This is a genomic window from Peristeroidobacter soli, from assembly GCF_004138485.1.
GTDB lineage: Bacteria > Pseudomonadota > Gammaproteobacteria > Steroidobacterales > Steroidobacteraceae > Steroidobacter > Steroidobacter soli.
In genome coordinates this window covers 371,468-388,454 of record NZ_RYEV01000004.1, presented here as the reverse complement: position 1 = coordinate 388,454, position 16,987 = coordinate 371,468, and the positions used below count along the sequence as shown (strand labels likewise).

Here is a 16,987-nt window from a genome sequence, read left to right as displayed (position 1 = left end):
AGCAGCAGGAAGGAACGCGGAATGGTTGCACGACGAGAGTTTTTGATGTCAGGTGTGGGGCTGACGGCTGCGTTGAGTACGGCTGGCTTCAACGCAGCGACGGCGCGCGCTGAGGCGCCGAGTCGTTCCCCTGTGGTACGCGCGAGCGCCGAACAGTGGGATATGACCTCCAGGATCACTGGCCGGACCTATCGCATCTATGTGGCCAAGCCGGTGGTGTTGGGGGCGCCCGCCAAAAGCTATCCAGTCATCTATCTCACCGATGGCGATTTCAATTTCCAAACCGCCGCCGATGCAGTGATGATGCAGGGGATCGGCCTGGAAGTTCAGCCCGCCTATGTTGTCGGCATCGGTTACGGCAAGGATTGGCAGACGGCGTCGCGCACGCGCTGCGCCGACTTGACTCCGACCGGGCCCGATGCCGCCACTCGTGCTGCCCTGGAGGCCTCGCCATTGACGAAGGGCGCCACTTACGGGGAGGCCGAGGGCTTTCACCGCTTTCTGACCGAGGAGTTGCGACCAGTGATCGAGGCCGCCTACCCGATCGACCGCCGCAACACCATTTTATGGGGGCATTCCTTCGGCGGGCTGTTCGCGCTGCATGTTCTGTTCAATCATCCAGAGGCCTACCAGACCTATCTGGTCAACAGCCCGTCGATCAACTGGAACGAAGGCGCGATCCTGAAGCACGAAGCCAATCTCGTGAAGTTACTGGCGGCCGGCAAAGTCGCGCCTCGCGTGCTGCTCACCGCCGGGGAATATGAGGAGAAGCTGGCCGACCATGTGAAGACGTACCCAGGCGTGACACGCGAACAGATGCAGGCGATGCTGACCGCCTTCGGCATGGTCACCCAGGTCCGCGCGCTGGGCGACCGACTCAAGAGTGCCAAAGCCCCCGCCGGTCGCGAGGTCGAGGTCATCGTCTTCGAGCGCGAAACCCATTTGAGCGTCCTTCCCGCAACGATCAGCCGCGGCCTGCGTTTCGCGCTGACGCTGTGAACGAGCCGACAGCAAGCATGCGTCTTTGCTCAGCATCCAAGCCTTCTGGGCCATGGAGCCACAGGCTCTTTGCTCAAGCCGCGCTTCGGCGGTAGAGCGATCCCCCAAACGTGGCCACGATCACGTCGCTCTCCAGGCGGGTCGCGAAGCTATCGGGTCGCTGCGTCGTTTTCAGAATGCCGTGCTCGGTCCAGGTGGCACGGCGTGCTTTGGTTTCGGCACGGATCTGCTTGTTGAGCTCGCGGCTGCGTTCGGTCTTGTAGGGCCGGTCGTGATTGATGTGTACGCAGATCGCCGAGTAGCGGATCTGCAGGCCCGTGACGCCGGCGTTGGCCAGGCGTTCGCCGAACTCACGATCCTGCGCCCAGTAAGCCATGCGCTCATCGTGTCCGTTGACCTCGAGCAGATCGTTGCGCCAGCACGATGAGTTGTGACCGTTCCAGCTCGGGCGCGTCGGTGTCATGGCATTCATGAGCTTGGCGTGCCAGCCACGTGCGCGCAGTTTGCCGAGTCTGGCGGAGCGCGGCGTGCCGTTCGCGAGCAGCCACTCAGGATCGGTGGCGTGACCGCTGAAGATGACTTCCGGGGTGAGCCGCTTGCTGGTCTCATCGGTCAGCTTGAAATAGCCGCCGGAGAGAAAGCGGCCCGGCCGTGCGTGTGCCGCGTGAGTTGCGACGAAGTCGGCGCGTGGCACGCAGTCGCCGTCCGAGAAAATCACATAGTCCGCATCGGTCGCGATCGCGGCCTGATTCAGAATGCGACACTTACGGAAACCGGCATCGGGTTGCCACACGCGACGGATCACGATGCCGTAGGTGTGCGCGGCCTGTTCGATGACTTCGCGAGTGGCATCGGTCGAGCCGTCGTCGGCGACGATGATCTCAAACTCGGCGCCACGCTGGGCGGCGTAGCCGGTGAGTGTCGGAGCCAATCTATGCGGCGCGTTGTAGGTGCTCAGAATGACTGCAATTCGCACGGTCGGACTCCCTCGCATCGTGAGTTCAAGGTGCCGAAGCGAAGTGACGTCCGACGGACGTTTGTGCGAAGGCTGGATGGACGCTGAGTTACAGTTCCGTGCTACGGCTCGAGGCCGTGCTTTCTGAGCAATTCAGAGGCGAGCGCGGCGGAGCTGGGGTCGACATCCAGTTCGTAATAACGCAGCCGTTTGTAAACGGCATATGACGCCGCGGTCTGCGCCACGATGTAGCCGCGCCAGCCATCCAGGAAGGCGAGGCGCAACCAGTAATCTTTCAGAAATGTAGTGATGAAGACCAGCGGACACAGCCACATGCGCACCTTGCGGCCCCGCTCGTGCCAGTCCTGCGCGCGCAGTTCCGTGTAGCGGAGCATCTTGATGTGACGGTGAACCAGGGTCGGATTGTGATCATGTAACAATCGTTCGCGGAACGACGTGACAGCGCCTTTGAACTGCAGCGACTCGTGCACTCTCTTGTCGCTCCAGCGGGCGCGTTCGCGATGATAGAGCCGTGCGATCCGCTCGCCGCTCATCGGCCGGTACCAGCGCATGGCCTTGCCCATGAAACGGGTCGCCCGTCGGAAATGAGCGCCGGCCAGTGACGATTCCATGATCGAGGGCAGACGCCGCTCGAGCTCGGCGGCGAGCGCAGGCGAGAGCTGCTCGTCGGCGTCGAGCACGAGGATCCAGTCGTGTTTCGCGACGCCGGTTGCGAAATTCCGTTGTGGACCGAAGCCCAGCCATTGCTGATGCACGACGCGCGCGCCATGCGCGGCGGCAATGTCCGCCGTGCCATCCATGCTGCCGGAATCAACGACTACTTTGTCGGCGGCGAACGGTACGCTGTCCAGGCACCGTCCGATCACGGGCGCTTCGTTCTTGGCGATGACAATGAGAGTAACGGGCAGCACAGGCGTGCAAGCTAAGTGGCTTGCATGACAGCTCCGTGAAATCCGCCGTCATCCTCCTGTCACAACCTTCCAGCACAGGAGACATTCGTGTGGGCGAGCAAGCACTGGCCGTCGAGAAGCTCGACGACATTCCTTTGGCAAAGTCGCGCCCGTGAAAATCCCCCGCGCAAGACGCGGCGTTGAGCTTCGGCGTTACCTCAACAGCAGATTCGCGATGGCCCGGCCGTCTGATACGGCTCCGGGTCGTTGCGATTGCTCAAGAGCACGAGGGTGAGTCGCCGCTGCGGATAGCGGATGATCACGTTGCGAAAGCCGACGGTCTCGCCGGAGTGCCACACGATCCGTCCGCCGATCGGCTCCTGCGTGATGCGCCAGCCCATGCGTTCTCCGAACACGGACAACACGCCGCGCTCAATCGGCGCTGCCGTCAGTTTCGCGATCGGCAAGACAAGATCGTCTCTGTCACCTGCCATACCTCCGATCCGTTGCGCGCGCATGCCGATGCCACGTTGCTGGTGTCGGCGCACGAGCACGTGCAGCACTTGTTGGAGCCGAAGTTCTGACAGTCCGTGTCAGACGCCGCGCATCGTGAACGGTTCGTAATGTGGGCCGGGTTACTGGCGATGCTGATTGCGCTCGCGTCGTGTCGCCGGCCGACATCGATATGCGCAGACGTTCGCTTGTTTGCTCGCGTGCCGCTCGCTGGTTCACGCTGCTACGACGGCGCATCGCTTCGTTCGTCGAGGCTCAGCATCGAGCGCTCACGCAGCGTTTCAGGAAAAAGCAAATAACCTTGCTGTGAGACTTCGAGACATCGCGCGCCGCTGGTGGCTTTCACTCGATGTCATATCAATGGCAACAGCAGCGATGGAAGCTCCGCCTCCGCTGCGCGTGAGAAAGCAGTCGCAAGTGCTTAGGAAGAGTCTTTGCTTCTGAACGGAGAGTAAACAATGTCATATCGCCGACGGATCCACATTCCTGGCGGCACTTATCATGTCGTCCAACGCGGCACCAGGCAGCGTCCGATCTTCTCTCAGCCGGAGGACTATGAACTGTTCGAATCGGTGTTGCAGGCGGCGCTGCGTAGTACCGGCGCGCGGCTGCACGCTTACTGCTGGACCACCGAAGCCATATATCTGGCCGTGCAGATCGATGAGATCTCGCTGGGTCATTTCATGCAATGGGTGAAGAGCCGCTATGCGCGCGGCATTCAACGCAAGCTCGGTGAGCGGGGGCATCTGTTTCAGGTTCGTTATGACTCGGTGATCATCGATCCGAAAACCTATCTCACGGCATTGCTCCACTACATCCATTTTGTACCGGTGCTGAAGGGGCTGGCGGATCGGCCGGAGGAGTTCGCGTACTCCAGTCATCATGCATACACGAATGCGCGTGAGGTGCCCTGGCTCCATTGCGGCACCGCTCGACGACTGCTGGGCAAGCGTGACGAGCAGCTGGCGGCCTATCAGCGGTTGATGGCCGAGGCGCCGACGCCGGAGTCGGTGAAACTGGTGGAGCGGGGCATGCCCAAGACGCCGGGCATTCTCGGCGGCCCGGAGCTGGCCGAGGCGGCGGGTCATCGGCCGAAGCGATCGACGCGCATGACGCCGGATCAAATCATCCACGATGTCTGCCGGATGCTGGATGTGACGCGGGAGGACGTATTGTCGAAGTCGCGTTTGCGCAGACTGGCGCTCGCTCGCGCGGTGATCGCCTGGCACACGACGGTGCGGGGTATCGCGACGCTGGCGGAGATCTCTCGCTATCTCGGCCGGGTGTCTTCGACGCTGTCCAAGACCATCACTTCGTATCGGAAGCGGCAGCCGGATCTGTTCAAGCTGGACGCGCTGTCGCACATGATGCCGATCGGGCTGGGCGGCCACCCCGTCTCGAGCGAGGACTTCCTGGAAATGGGACAGTCCGCGGCACACGCCAGCGGCACCGATCAGGACGCGATGTATTGATCCTCAACGTTCCCAGGTCATGGTCCGGATGACGGCCTTGGCCTGGGTGAGGTACTTCTCGACGGTGTGAACGCTCAGCCCGAGCTCGGCGGCCACCTCTTCATACGACAGGCCGCAGTGCTTGTGCGCGATCAGGACCATCGCGTGCGTGCGAGGCAGGCGTGCGAAGGCGCGCTCGAGCTGCTGTTGCAGATTCAACCGGTCGGCCAGATCGTCCGGTGAGCTGGCGCGCTCGTCCGAATCGTCCTCGCGGTCCTCGAGGCGCTCGTACCCCGGCCGCGCGCCTCTCTTGAAGTCCGCGACCACATGGGACGCAATTCCAAAAACATACGCGACCGGTTTCTGGACGCTCTTGGCGGCGTCGATCCGCAGCAAGCGTAAATAAACCTCCTGGGCCAGATCCTCCGCGTCCTGGCGCTGCGTCAAACGGCGCGCCAGAAAACGGTGCAGTTGCTTGTCATAGGTCCGGAACGACGTGGCATCGAGAGTGAAGGGGAGCCGGGTATCAGGGGCTGCGGTGGTCATTCTGCATCACTGTTGTACGCATCGGGCACAACGACACTTTCGTTGAGCAGACAACAACAAAGCACTGCAGCAGCTGTGCATCGAGGCCGCGTCATGAAACTGACTTGGCGAAAATGTGACAGAACTACTACCGACTTTTTGCCGCCAGACCCGACTAGTTGAATGGACAGACCCCGTATCTATTGGGATCACCTGTCCAGGTAAATGCAGCCCTGCCAATAACTAAGTGAATGTCCTAGGGGGAAAAGGCCATGCTCACACCACCTCGCGCGACAGACCGGCGAACCAGTGACGATGCAAGCAGCGGGGTACGACTCACGTGAGCGCCATTCCCGAACGTTGCCCGATGGACCAGAGCACGACAGAGGGTGAAGTCAGGGAAGTCGTCGTCGATACACAAAGCCGCAACGAGCGTCTGACCCAATGGTTCGAGAGCTGGCGGGGCGCGATGAAACGCTGGTTGTCCAGCCGCTCCTCGATGCAGTCGGCGGACCTGGACGACGTGGCGCAGGAGGTCTTCCTCCGGTTGCTTCGGTACAGCGACGACGCGGTCGTCGAATATCCCCAGAGTTATCTGTTCCGGATCGCGACCAACGTCGTCAACGAATGGCGCGAGCGGGCACGCAACAGCCTGCCTCACGACGATGTCTGGCTGTCTGACCTGCAGATCGAACCGGACGCCGAGCCGGAGAGCACCGTCGAGCACGACCTGGTGAACCTGCACGTCCGTAAAGCGGTCAACCGGTTGCCGCCGAGGCAACGCCAGGTGCTGCTACTCCACATCCGGGAGGATCTGACGTATAAGCAGATTGCCGCCAAACTGAAGTTGACCCCGCGTGTCGTGCGAAGAGACATCGCTCGCGCTTATGCCGAATTGCGCTCGGATCTGGGCTCGCCGGATCTGGACGCGCAGCAGCCCGTGCGCAGAAAGGTCGGATAAGGCAGATCCGCGTCCCATCCATGTCAAGGGCCATGCACAATCATGGTCCGGTCTAGCTTGCTGGGGAGGAGGAGCGAGCGGGATCGATAAAAATCCGTCGCACCTGAGCCGTTGCGCGTTGGCGAGGATGACGGATGCCTAACCGTCCCCAGAAACGAAAGCCCAAGTCCAAGTCGAGCAGTCGGTCCAGGTCGATCAGTGAGCAGGCGGCCGACTGGCTGGTCGTGCTTCGGTCCGAGGAGGTGACCGAAGAACAGAAGCTCGGTTACGTGCGCTGGCTGAAACGCTCCCCGAAGCACATCCGCGAAGTGCTCGAGCTGGTGCAGCTCGAACAATTGTTGAAAGATACCCGGGTGGGCGGCCTCGAGTTGCCAGCCGGACCGGACATTCCCGCCGATGCCACCAATGTGGTCGCGTTGCCACCGGTCCCGCCGCGCGAAGCGGACGAGGACGACGCAGCGGAGGTCTGCAAGACTCCAATGGTCGATACGAAACGCTAAAGCACTGCGGGCCAACGCAGCCTGCGAGCGGGCCGGCTGCGCTCGCGACGATCGGGGCAGAATCCAGCCATGGCCCTACGGACGGCGCAACTGGATACCTGCTCATGAAACAGAAGACGGCCTTGATCACAGGGATTACCGGTCAGGACGGCGCGTATCTCGCCGAATTTCTATTGAAGAAGGGTTATGTCGTTCACGGCATCCGCCGCCGGACGTCCCTGTTCAATACTCATCGCATCGATCATCTGTATATGGACGCGCACGAACCGAATGCGCGGTTGTATCTGCACTATGGAGACATGACGGACAGCAGCAGCCTGATGCGAGTCATCCAGAAGACCCGGCCCGATGAGATTTATAACCTCGCCGCGCAAAGTCACGTCGCGGTCTCGTTCGAAGAGCCCGAGTACACCGCGAATTCGGATGCGCTCGGAACGCTGCGCATCCTCGAGGCGGTGCGCATTCTGGGCATGGAGAAGCGCGTTCGTTTCTATCAGGCCTCGACCTCCGAGCTGTTCGGTCTGGTTCAGGAGATTCCGCAGAAGGAGACGACGCCGTTCTATCCACGCTCTCCTTATGCCGCGGCCAAGCTGTATGCGTACTGGATCACGATCAACTATCGCGAGGCTTACGGCATGTACGCCTGCAACGGCGTGTTGTTCAATCACGAGTCGCCGAACCGGGGCGAGACCTTTGTGACGCGAAAGATCACGCGCGCGCTCGCGCGTATCAAATGCGGTCTGCAGGAATGTCTGTACCTCGGCAATCTGAATGCGTTGAGAGACTGGGGGCATGCGCGCGACTACATGGAGGCGGCGTGGTTGATGCTGCAGCAGGCGGCGCCTGAAGACTTCGTCGTTGCCACCGGCGAGCAGCGAAGCGTTCGGGAGTTTGTCGATGTAGCGGCGGACAATCTGGGAATGAAGATTCGCTGGACCGGCGAGGGCGTCGAGGAGAAGGGCTACGATCGCGCCGGCAACTGCGTGGTCGCGGTCGATCCTCGCTATTTCCGCCCGACCGAAGTGGAAACCTTGCTGGGCGACTCCGCCAGGGCGCGTGCCAGGCTGGGATGGATTCCCAAGACCAGCTTCGCCGATCTGGTGGCGGAGATGGTCAAGGAAGATCTGAAGGAAGCGCAGTGCGAGGAGTTGCTCAAGCCTCACGGATTCCCGGCGGTGTTCGGATCGCGCATCGCCTCCTGATGCGCTCCGCATGCGGAGCGCACTGATCACCGGCATCAACGGGCAGGATGGTTCCTATCTTGCGGAGCTGCTGCTCGATCGCGGCTATCGGGTCGTCGGGCTGGTGCGTGAGGATGCGGGTCAGCGCCTGGATCGTATCCAGCACATCCGCAGTCAGCTCGAGATCGTTCCAGGCAGTCTGCTGGACGATGCATCGCTGCGGCGACTGCTCGAGCGGCACGAGCCCGAGGAGATCTACAACTTCGCGGCCAGGGCATCGAGCAGTCAGCTGCTGACCGATCCGACGCTGACGGCGGAATACAACGGGCTCGCGGTCGTGCGGATGCTGGAAGCGATCCGTGCCGTCAATCCCAGGATACGTTTCTGCCAGGCCTCCAGCAGCGAGATGTTCGGTACGGTCGCCGGCTCGCCGCAGAACGAGCTCACGCCATTTCGACCTCGCAATCCCTATGGTGTCGCCAAGTTGTTCGCGCACGGGATGGTCGGGACCTATCGCGAGAACTTCGGTGTGTTTGGCTGCTCGGCCATCCTGTTCAATCACGAGAGCCCGCGCCGCGGACCGGAGTTTGTGACTCGCAAGATTTCGATGAGCGTGGCGCGCATTCGGGCGGGGCTGACTCGCTCGCTGTCTCTCGGGACGCTCGACGTGACGCGCGACTGGGGCTTCGCGGGCGACTACGTGCGCGCCATGTGGCGGATGTTGCAGGTGGAGACTGCCGACGACTACGTGCTCGCGACAGGCGTGAGTCATTCAGTGCGCGAGTTTTGTGATCTTGCGTTCGATCACGTGGGCCTCGACTACCGGGCGTACGTTCAAACCGACCCGCTCGTGCGACGGGCGCCGGAATCGGTACCGCTGCTGGGAGATGCGGCCAAGGCAAGGCGCGTGCTGGGATGGCAACCGTCCATGTCGTTCGAGCAGCTCGTGACCATGATGGTCGACGCCGACATCGCCGCTCAGCAAGTGGCATAGCCGAGCACGACCCAGCGCAGCTGATCGACCAACAATTGGCCATAGCGCGTGGCCGGCCAGGCCGGGCGATCGCCGAGCTCTGGCGGAAATCCCGCCTGGCGCAGCAGCGAGCGGGCATAGGGCAGCCAGCGTCCCTTCTCGACCAGATGCCGATAGGCGATCGGCGGGTCGGTCGTGATCGCGCAGTGGTGTGCTTCACCGAGCGACTGACGCTCGAACTCCCAGATGCTCAGCGGCTGCTCCAGCATCGAGAGCAGGTGGCGTTTGCGCCAGATCGCAATCTGCAGCGCCGAATAGAACGGATGACGTTCGCGGATTCGCTGGATGCCGCGGGCGATTTCAGCGGGCTGGCTGCCCATGGCTCGCGCGAGCAGCGAGCGTCCCATCGGGATGAGTCGCAGATAGTCGAGATTCATCCGCACGGCATCCTCGACGAGCGTCGCGAGGCGCTGCTGAGCCACGGGCGCCTGAATCAGAAAGTCATCCAGCAGGACGATCACGTGCTCATGATCGAGCTGCGTCAGTTGCTGTCCGAACTCGCGACGCCAATCGGAGGGCGGGGCGAGGATCGGCCGGCCGACCGCCAGCGGGCGAGCACACGTGTTGAGGCCGACATGGATCGGATAGGGACACGCCGGCCAGAACTTCTGTAGCGCCGGCAGCGTGCGCTCGAGGATATCGATGCGGTTGTCGCTGCCGCAGACGAAAACGGCGACCACGAACGAGCCTGGCCTAGGCCCGCGCTGCTTCGCTCGTCGTGCGCGTCGGCTGCGATACGTCGGCCGGCGCGGTGGTGCGGACCAGCTCGAGTTGCGGCAGCGGGAAGACCAGGCTGTGACCGAAGTAGCGCGGATGCTCGACGAAGAAGCCCCGGAAGTGCCACGGCAGAACCAGCAGATAGTCCGGCTGCATGGCCAGGACCTCCTGTTCGGAGACGATGGGCAGCAGGCTGCCGGGCGTGAACGCCTCATACTTGTCCGGATTCACTTCGCCGACCCGGGCGATGTCCGTTTCGGTGATCTTGCAGTACTGCAGCAGCACGTTGCCCTTGGTCGATGCGCCGAGCGCGCAGACGGTCTTGCCGAAGCGCTTCGCTTCATCCAGGAACGCGCGCAGGGTGGCTCGGCTCGCGGCGACGTTCTTCGCGAAGTCGTGGAAGGGCTGCAGCGTATTCAACCCGGTGCGCGCTTCCTCTTCGAGGATCGCGGCGACCTGTGGCGATTCGGTGTGCCGGGAGCCTTGCTTGGCCACCATCAATGAGAAGCTGCCGCCGTTGATGTCGTTGAACTCGACGTCGATAATCTTCAGGCCGAGCCGATCGGTCATCCATTGGATCTGCTTGAGCGCGTAGTACTCCAGATGCTCGTGGCAGACGGTGTCGTACGAGTTGCGCGCCAGCATCGTCGGCATGTAGCTCTGCTCGAGCACCCAGACGCCGTCGTCGTCGAGCACCTCGGCGATCTCTTTCATGAACGTCATCGGTGCTTCCAGATCGTAGAACATGGAGAACGAGGTGACGACGGCCGCCTTGCGCTCGCCGAAGTGCTGGCGGACGGTGGCCGCGGAGAAAAAGTCCGGGATGAGCTGGATGTGCGACGGATAGAACTTCCGGAATTTCGCACCGGTAGGGTCGACGCCGACCAGCGTGCAGCCTCGCGCGGGGTAGGCCTGCAGGGTCGTGCTGTCATTCGCGCCGATATCGATGATCAGAGCGTCGTCGGATAGCGTCACACGCTCGAGAATCCGTCGGACCTTGCCATGCAGGTGCGCCACCATGCTCGAGTTGAGCCCGGAGCGGTACCCATAGTTGTCGCCATACAGCTCGCCCAGATCGTAGCTATGCTGAAGTTGTAACAATCCGCAGACAGTGTCCTCGCCAGTGCACTTCACGAGCTTCAAGGGACCGGCGGTGATCTCCTGTGCCCGCGTTCTTGGAAACACGCCGGTGAGCGTTTGAATGCCCAGGTCGAGGACTTCGACCAACTGCGTGTTCTTGCAAATGCGGCACTCGGAGATCTGTCGGTACATGAATCCGCTCCTTGGTTCTGATGCCCCTGCCTAATTGGACTGGATGCGTCGTGCGCTCAACCGCGCTCGCGCACCAGTGCGCAGGGGAGGGAAGAAGCGATTGAATGGCCGCGCTTTTGTCGAGCCGGCGGACCCGTGTCGGTCGCGAGACTCTTGGCGTGAATCGGCCGCGGCTCGGGGAGCGAATAGCCGCACGCAGGGAGGTCTTGCGCCCGTCAGCCTCGGTCCTAAGGGCTGGTCTCAGCGCGCACGACGTCACACTGTCTCTGTTTGCCTACAAAGGATTGATTCCTTGGGAATCAGCAGTTTATAAGACCGGCTTGAAGTGCCCTGACCGAAAACCGTCCCCGTTTGGCGACGAAAGGCCCCGGTTCCACCCCTGCCGAAAAATTATAGTTACTAGGTAACTCGCTGATTCAACAGTGCCCCCCGGCGGCTGGCACAGGTCTTGTTATTACTCCCGCATGCCCTCGCCAAGCCCTTGGGCCGAGCGAGTCTCAGCTCCAGATATCGAACAGATATCAAAGACTTACAGCGGAAACGCGTCGCCGATGCCAAGCAGCGCGCGCCGGACCGCCACAGTGGAGAATCATGCGACGTACTTATTTTCCGGGATTTTTAGCCGGCTGCCTGCTCCTGAGCTCTGTATTGCTGACCGGTTGCGGCGGCGGCGGGGGCGGTGGTGACTCTTCCAGCAATGTGAATCCGCCGACCAGCTCCACCAATGCTGCTCCGACGGTGACAGGAACGCCGGGCTCGACCGCCGTGGTCGGCCAGGCTTATAGCTTCCAACCGGCGGCGACCGACGCGAACGGCGATGCCTTGACGTACACGGTGGCCAACCTGCCGGGCTGGGCAACCTTCAATGCACAGACTGGCCGGATCTCCGGCACGCCGACGGCGGCGCAGGTGGGCTCGTACGCCAACATCACCGTCACGGTTTCGGACGGCAAGGCCAGTGCGGCGGTCGGACCGTTCACGATCACGGTGAGCGACGTGGCCAATGCGAATGGCAGCGCGACGCTGTCGTGGACGCCGCCGACCCAGAACTCCGACGGCAGCACGCTGGCCAATCTCGCGAGCTTTCGAGTGATGTATGGCCGGACGGCGGCCAACCTGGATCAGACGGCGAACATCGACAATCCGTCGATCAACCGCTACGTGGTGGAGAATCTGAGCTCCGGCACTTGGTACTTCGCGGTGGTGGCGGTGAACGCTTCCGGCGTCGCCAGCCAGTTGTCCAACACGGCCAGCAAGACCATCAGCTGATCGAACGACTCGAGCGAACCGAACGGGCGGTCGCGATCCCTGGATGTCGGGGCTCGGGACCGCCCGTTTCTTTTGATCAATCCTGGTCCGTGTCCATCTGCGACTGGCAGTAGTTCTGAATGCCGACGCGCTTGATCAGATCGAGCTGCGTCTCCAGCCAGTCGATGTGCTCTTCCTCGGATTCGAGGATGTCCTCGAACAGCTCGCGCGACACGTAGTCGGACGCCTGTTCGCAATCGGCGATCGCCGCGCGCAGGTCCGGATGCGCCTGCATCTCGAGCTTCAAATCGCAGCTCAGCGCTTCCTCGACGTTCTCGCCGATCAGCAGCTTGCCGAGGTCCTGCAGATTCGGCAGACCGTCCAGGAACAGGATGCGCTTGATGAGCTTGTCGGCATGCTTCATCTCGTCGATGGATTCTTTATAGGTGTACTCGCCGAGCTTCTTCAGGCCCCAGTGCTCGAACATGCGAGCATGCAAGAAATACTGGTTGATGGCGGTCAGTTCGTTCTTCAGAACGACGTTGAGATGACGCAAAACCGTTGCGTTACCCTGCATGGGTGCTCCTTCCGACTCGAATGAATGACAAATCAGCCGTGAATGGTGGAGGAGCGATGCGGAACGAGGCAACTGCGCGTCGGCGCAGCATGAGGAGAGGGGAGACGAATCGACGAATTACCGCGAGAATACGCAGGTCGGCTCAGGCGGCAACGGGACGATTCGCAGATTCGATATGAGACTCAATCACTTCTCGCGCAGAATCTTCGCATCGGCCGCAGCAGCTGGCGACCGGCAGGCGCATTTGGACATCCAGCAACGATGCCGCGCCTTTGTCGACGGCTTCGCGGATCTGACGATCGCTGATGGCATGGCACACACAGATGTACATGATTGCAGGCTCTCGATCCTGGCGACTGGCATGAGTCGCGCCGATTGGCCATCATGTAAATATAAATGCGAATGATTGTCAATTGACGACTCCTCTTACAGCACGCCGGCCGCCGCCCACGGTCTATCTCCGGGGCTTTTGGTCAGGCTGGGACGAGATCGTGGATTTGACAGTAGCCCCTGTGACTGCCTTCACGCGGTTGGTGAGGGTGAGATGACTAGACTTACGGCCGCTGGTGCACCGCAGGCAACTCGCGCTCAATAGCCGGCCGGAACCGTAGGACCGATCAGCAGCGAACAAGGCTCGAATAACGCGTGGCGATTCGAATTTTTCAACACTATTGGCACCTGCACCTGGCCGTTCTCGCGGTCATCGAGGGTGTGATCTTCTTTTTTGCGCCCTATGCGGCGGCCTACCTGCGCTTCAACTCGCAGCCGCTGGCCGAGGAGATGCTGGGGCCCATGCTGCCCCGGGGGCTGGTCTTCGCCGGGGTGCTGTTCATCAGCATGGCCGCGATGGGCCTGTACAACTCCCGTCAGCGCTCGCGCCTGGCCGGGTTGATCGCCCGGGTCGCCGCCAGCGTGTTCGGCGGCGCCATGTTCATCACCATTCTCTTTTACCTGTTCCCGGACCTGCACATCGGCCGGGGCGCGCTACTGATCAGCCTGGTGATCGCCTTCAGCGGCTCGGTGATCGCGCGCATCGTGTTCGACACGCTGGTCGATGAGGACCTGTTCAAGCGTCGCGTGCTGGTTTACGGCTCGGGGCGGCGGGGCGCCAGCATCGCCCGGTTGCGCCGTCGCTCGGATCGTCGCGGCTTCGTGGTCATCGGCTATGTGCCGGCCGAAGGAGACGAGGGCTCCGAGGTGCCTGAGAACGAGAAGCTGCCGACCACGGTCGATCTGCTCACCTTGTGCGAGAGGCATCGGGTCGATGAGATCGTGGTGGCGATGGACGATCGCCGGCGCCGCTTCCCGATGGATCAGCTGCTCGAGTGCCGGCTGGAGGGCGTGGACATCCTGGAGCTGGTGTCGTTCCTGGAGCGCGAGACCGGCAAGGTGCGCCTGGATCTGCTCAATCCGAGCTGGATGATTTTCTCCGAAGGCTTCGGACGCGGCCGGCTCCACGACACGCTGGAGCGGGCGTTCGACATCCTGGCGAGCTTTGCGCTGCTGGTGGTCGCCGCGCCGATCATGGTGCTGACGGCGCTCGCCATCAAAATCGTCGAAGGCCCGAAGGCGTCCATCTTCTATCGCCAGGTGCGTGTCGGGCAGTACGGCCGGCCGTTCCGGCTCTTGAAGTTCCGCAGCATGCGCGAGGATGCGGAGAAGAACGGCGCGCAGTGGGCGGTGAAGAACGACTCCCGCGTCACGCCGATCGGCGCGTTTACCCGGCTCACGCGCATCGATGAGCTGCCGCAGATCTTGAACGTGCTGCGGGGGGAGATGAGCTTCGTCGGCCCGCGCCCGGAGCGTCCCGAGTTCGTCGGACAACTCGAGGAGCGTATCCCGTATTATCGCGAGCGTCACACCATCAAGCCGGGCATCACCGGGTGGGCGCAACTTTGCTATCCGTATGGATCCTCCGAGCAGGACGCGATCGAGAAACTGCAATACGATCTGTTCTACGTCAAAAACCACAGTCTGCTGTTCTATCTGGCCATCCTGGTGCAGACGGTGGAAGTGATCGTGTGGAGAAAAGGCGCGCGTTGAGATTCCCTGAATGAATGCGTTCGGTATTGCCAGCTATGGCATAGCGGCGCTGAGCTTTCTGGTGCTGACCCTCCTGCTGATCACGGCCTGGCGTGGTCGGCAGCAGGGTGGGCACCTCATCGTTGCCAGCGCGGTCACGGCCATCTGGGCCGGGATCCTCGCTGTGCAGAGCTATACCGGCCACGTACCGGTGCTCGTCATCTATCTCGCTGAGGCGATTCGGGGCGGCGCCTGGCTGCTCGCGCTGGTCGCGGTCGCCGGCATCGCGGCGCCTGCCTGGCTCGCCATGGCGGCGCGCGGGCTGTGCGTGATCTTGCTGGCGGCGGCCGTCGTGCTGCCGGCGCTCGAACACTACGGCGTCGCGATGGTCAATCCGACGCTGCTGCTGTCTCGCGCGGGGCTCGCGGTCGCATTGCTGGCGTTGATCCTGCTCGAGCAGATCTTTCGCAATTCATCGCAGGTGGCACGCCGGTCGCTGAAGTACTTCATCATCGGCGTAGGCACGCTGTTCGCCTACGATCTGTTCCTGTATTCGCAGACCGAGCTGCTGCATGCCGTGTCCATCGATGCCTGGACCTCGCGCGGCATCCTGAACGCCTTTGCGATGCCTTTGATCGCCGTTGCCGCCCGGCGCAATCCGGAGTGGTCGCTGGACGTGTTCGTGTCGCGCCAGATTGTTTTCTATACGACGACGGTGCTGGTCATCGGCTCGTATCTGACGGTGATGGCGCTCGGCGGGCTGTATGTCCGCGAGATCGGCGGCGCGTGGGGCAATGTCGGCCAGATCGTGTTCTTCGCCGGTGCCGTCGTGGTGCTCGCGAGCCTGGTCACGTCGGCGGCGCTTCGGCGGCACGCGCGCGTCTTCATCAGCAAGCACTTCTACCGGAACAAGTACGACTATCGCATCGAGTGGCTGCGTTTCATTCGCACCTTGTCCTCGACCGATGAGGAAGACGTGGGACGGACCGCGCTGCGCTCCATGGCGCAGATCTTCACCAGTCCCGGCGGATTTCTGTTCCTGCGCGATGAGACCGGCAAGAAATTCCTGCCGTATGCAGCCTGGCCGATGAGTATCGACTCGCTGGGACTGCCGGCGAGCCTCTCGGCGGACGACGACCTGCCGCAGTTTCTGGCCGGCAAGCAATGGATCATCGATACCGAGGAATTCCGCCGCGCGCCGGACTTCTACGGCAACATCGCCATGCCGCCCTGGCTGCTCGACAAGGAGCAGCTGCGCATCGTCTCGCCGATGCTGCAATTGGATCGGCTGGTGGGCTTCGTGGTGTTGTACGATCCGCCACCGCCGTTCGAATTGACCTACGAAGACCGCGACTTGCTGAAGACCCTGGGCCGCCACGTGGCCACCCACATCGCGCAACAGGATGCGGACCGCCGTCTGGCCGAGAGCCGTCAGTTCGAAGCCTACAACCGGCTGACTGCGTTCATGATGCACGATCTGAAGAACTCGGTGGCCCAGCTGAAGCTCATCGTCGCCAATGCTCCGCGTCACAAGCACAAGCCGGAATTCATCGACGACGCGATGGAAACGATTGCCAACGCGGCCGACCGGATGACCAAGCTGATCGAGCAGCTGCGGGGCTCGACCTCGGCCGACCGTCACGTCGCCGCCGATCTGCGTGAGCTTGCCGAGCGGGCCGTGTCCCGCTGCAGCTATCGGGCGCCCAAGCCGCAACTGCAGGCGGGGCCGCCGACGATGGTCATGGCCAACGCCGAGCGACTGTCGGTGGTCATCGAGCACATCATCCGCAATGCGCAGGACGCCACCAGCGAGAGCGGCTCGGTGTCGGTGAGCATCGGACAAAACGGGCGCGAAGCCCTGCTTCTGGTGGAAGATACCGGCGCGGGCATGGATGCGGACTTCATCCGCAACCGTTTGTTCCGTCCGTTCGACAGCACCAAGGGCGCCAAGGGCATGGGCATCGGCGCCTATCAGGTGCGTGAATACATACGTTTGCTGGGGGGAGACGTGGAAGTGCAGAGCAGTCCCGGACAGGGAACCCGTTTTGCGGTTAGCCTTCCGCTTTCTCAGGGCCAGGACGCGACCGCGGCTGCGCCGAACAGCAACGCCGTGAACAGCTGA

The 16,987-nt window shown here is 62.3% G+C and carries 17 protein-coding genes; 9 read left to right on the top strand and 8 right to left on the bottom strand.

All coding sequences use genetic code 11. The annotated features are described in order from the left end of the window. The first annotated feature begins 21 nt into the window (after positions 1-21). Positions 22-999 carry an alpha/beta hydrolase gene (locus tag EKO19_RS17440; protein WP_175597094.1) on the top strand — a complete coding sequence of 326 codons (978 nt, stop codon included), beginning with the start codon at positions 22-24 and terminating at the stop codon, positions 997-999. 73 nt (positions 1,000-1,072) lie between these two features. On the opposite strand, the gene EKO19_RS17435 is transcribed toward EKO19_RS17440, so the two are convergent. From EKO19_RS17435 to EKO19_RS40165, 3 genes are all read right to left on the bottom strand, one after another. After that, positions 1,073-1,975 (bottom strand): glycosyltransferase, encoded by a 903-nt coding sequence (locus tag EKO19_RS17435; RefSeq protein WP_129777737.1) that lies wholly within the window; start codon positions 1,973-1,975, stop codon positions 1,073-1,075. A 101-nt stretch (positions 1,976-2,076) separates the two neighbouring features. Further along, positions 2,077-2,928 carry a glycosyltransferase family 2 protein gene (locus EKO19_RS17430; protein ID WP_407676655.1) on the bottom strand — a complete coding sequence of 284 codons (852 nt, stop codon included), beginning with the start codon at positions 2,926-2,928 and terminating at the stop codon, positions 2,077-2,079. A gap of 155 nt (positions 2,929-3,083) precedes the next feature. Next, a complete protein-coding gene (locus tag EKO19_RS40165) occupies positions 3,084-3,428 on the bottom strand; it encodes a serine hydrolase (protein ID WP_217705419.1) in 345 nt (114 codons plus the stop codon). A 408-nt stretch (positions 3,429-3,836) separates the two neighbouring features. Here EKO19_RS40165 and EKO19_RS17420 point away from each other — a divergent pair, with 408 nt between their 5' ends. After that, positions 3,837-4,850, top strand: coding sequence for a transposase (locus EKO19_RS17420; RefSeq protein ID WP_129777735.1), 1,014 nt, complete (start codon positions 3,837-3,839; stop codon positions 4,848-4,850). 3 nt (positions 4,851-4,853) lie between these two features. Here the strand turns inward: EKO19_RS17420 and EKO19_RS17415 are convergent, their stop codons facing one another. Beyond that, entirely contained in the window at positions 4,854-5,375 is a 522-nt protein-coding gene (locus EKO19_RS17415) for an RNA polymerase sigma factor (RefSeq protein WP_129777734.1), read from the bottom strand. A 319-nt stretch (positions 5,376-5,694) separates the two neighbouring features. Between EKO19_RS17415 and EKO19_RS17410 the strand changes: the two genes are divergently transcribed. From EKO19_RS17410 to EKO19_RS17395, 4 genes are all read left to right on the top strand, one after another. After that, entirely contained in the window at positions 5,695-6,315 is a 621-nt protein-coding gene (locus EKO19_RS17410) for an RNA polymerase sigma factor (RefSeq protein WP_129777733.1), read from the top strand. Between the two features lie 134 nt (positions 6,316-6,449). After that, positions 6,450-6,815 carry a FecR/PupR family sigma factor regulator gene (locus EKO19_RS17405; RefSeq protein WP_129777732.1) on the top strand — a complete coding sequence of 122 codons (366 nt, stop codon included), beginning with the start codon at positions 6,450-6,452 and terminating at the stop codon, positions 6,813-6,815. A gap of 104 nt (positions 6,816-6,919) precedes the next feature. Continuing rightward, positions 6,920-8,017, top strand: a complete 1,098-nt coding sequence (gene gmd, locus EKO19_RS17400) for a GDP-mannose 4,6-dehydratase (protein ID WP_129777731.1) — start codon at positions 6,920-6,922, stop codon at positions 8,015-8,017. Between the two features lie 10 nt (positions 8,018-8,027). Further along, entirely contained in the window at positions 8,028-8,990 is a 963-nt protein-coding gene (locus EKO19_RS17395; RefSeq protein ID WP_129777730.1) for a GDP-mannose 4,6-dehydratase, read from the top strand. Here the strand turns inward: EKO19_RS17395 and EKO19_RS17390 are convergent. After that, positions 8,975-9,709 (bottom strand): hypothetical protein, encoded by a 735-nt coding sequence (locus EKO19_RS17390; protein ID WP_129777729.1) that lies wholly within the window; start codon positions 9,707-9,709, stop codon positions 8,975-8,977. The two genes, EKO19_RS17395 and EKO19_RS17390, sit on opposite strands and share 16 nt — an antisense overlap. A gap of 13 nt (positions 9,710-9,722) precedes the next feature. Then, complete coding sequence (locus EKO19_RS17385; RefSeq protein ID WP_129777728.1) at positions 9,723-11,018, bottom strand: class I SAM-dependent methyltransferase; 1,296 nt, start codon at positions 11,016-11,018, stop codon at positions 9,723-9,725. A 591-nt stretch (positions 11,019-11,609) separates the two neighbouring features. Here EKO19_RS17385 and EKO19_RS17380 point away from each other — a divergent pair. Further along, positions 11,610-12,287 carry a putative Ig domain-containing protein gene (locus EKO19_RS17380; RefSeq protein ID WP_129777727.1) on the top strand — a complete coding sequence of 226 codons (678 nt, stop codon included), beginning with the start codon at positions 11,610-11,612 and terminating at the stop codon, positions 12,285-12,287. A 76-nt stretch (positions 12,288-12,363) separates the two neighbouring features. Here EKO19_RS17380 and bfr read toward each other — a convergent pair whose 3' ends face one another. Both bfr and EKO19_RS39885 read right to left on the bottom strand, forming a co-directional pair. Continuing rightward, positions 12,364-12,843, bottom strand: coding sequence for a bacterioferritin (bfr, locus tag EKO19_RS17375; RefSeq protein ID WP_129777726.1), 480 nt, complete (start codon positions 12,841-12,843; stop codon positions 12,364-12,366). A 142-nt stretch (positions 12,844-12,985) separates the two neighbouring features. After that, a complete protein-coding gene (locus tag EKO19_RS39885) occupies positions 12,986-13,174 on the bottom strand; it encodes a (2Fe-2S)-binding protein (RefSeq protein WP_129777725.1) in 189 nt (62 codons plus the stop codon). A gap of 314 nt (positions 13,175-13,488) precedes the next feature. Here EKO19_RS39885 and EKO19_RS17365 point away from each other — a divergent pair, with 314 nt between their 5' ends. Next, positions 13,489-14,886, top strand: a complete 1,398-nt coding sequence (locus EKO19_RS17365) for a TIGR03013 family XrtA/PEP-CTERM system glycosyltransferase (protein ID WP_129777724.1) — start codon at positions 13,489-13,491, stop codon at positions 14,884-14,886. A gap of 10 nt (positions 14,887-14,896) precedes the next feature. Next, positions 14,897-16,987, top strand: coding sequence for an XrtA/PEP-CTERM system histidine kinase PrsK (prsK, locus tag EKO19_RS17360; RefSeq protein ID WP_129777723.1), 2,091 nt, complete (start codon positions 14,897-14,899; stop codon positions 16,985-16,987).

Excerpts from the sequence above, each read along its gene's own strand:
- EKO19_RS17440 (WP_175597094.1), top strand. The coding sequence starts at position 22 with ATGGTTGCACGACGAGAGTTTTTGATGTCAGGTGTGGGGCTGACGGCT.
- EKO19_RS17420 (WP_129777735.1), top strand. The coding sequence starts at position 3,837 with ATGTCATATCGCCGACGGATCCACATTCCTGGCGGCACTTATCATGTC.
- EKO19_RS17415 (WP_129777734.1), bottom strand. The coding sequence starts at position 5,375 with ATGACCACCGCAGCCCCTGATACCCGGCTCCCCTTCACTCTCGATGCC.
- EKO19_RS17405 (WP_129777732.1), top strand. The coding sequence starts at position 6,450 with ATGCCTAACCGTCCCCAGAAACGAAAGCCCAAGTCCAAGTCGAGCAGT.
- gmd (WP_129777731.1), top strand. The coding sequence starts at position 6,920 with ATGAAACAGAAGACGGCCTTGATCACAGGGATTACCGGTCAGGACGGC.
- EKO19_RS17395 (WP_129777730.1), top strand. The coding sequence starts at position 8,028 with ATGCGGAGCGCACTGATCACCGGCATCAACGGGCAGGATGGTTCCTAT.
- EKO19_RS17385 (WP_129777728.1), bottom strand. The coding sequence starts at position 11,018 with ATGTACCGACAGATCTCCGAGTGCCGCATTTGCAAGAACACGCAGTTG.
- EKO19_RS17380 (WP_129777727.1), top strand. The coding sequence starts at position 11,610 with ATGCGACGTACTTATTTTCCGGGATTTTTAGCCGGCTGCCTGCTCCTG.
- bfr (WP_129777726.1), bottom strand. The coding sequence starts at position 12,843 with ATGCAGGGTAACGCAACGGTTTTGCGTCATCTCAACGTCGTTCTGAAG.
- EKO19_RS39885 (WP_129777725.1), bottom strand. The coding sequence starts at position 13,174 with ATGTACATCTGTGTGTGCCATGCCATCAGCGATCGTCAGATCCGCGAA.
- prsK (WP_129777723.1), top strand. The coding sequence starts at position 14,897 with ATGAATGCGTTCGGTATTGCCAGCTATGGCATAGCGGCGCTGAGCTTT.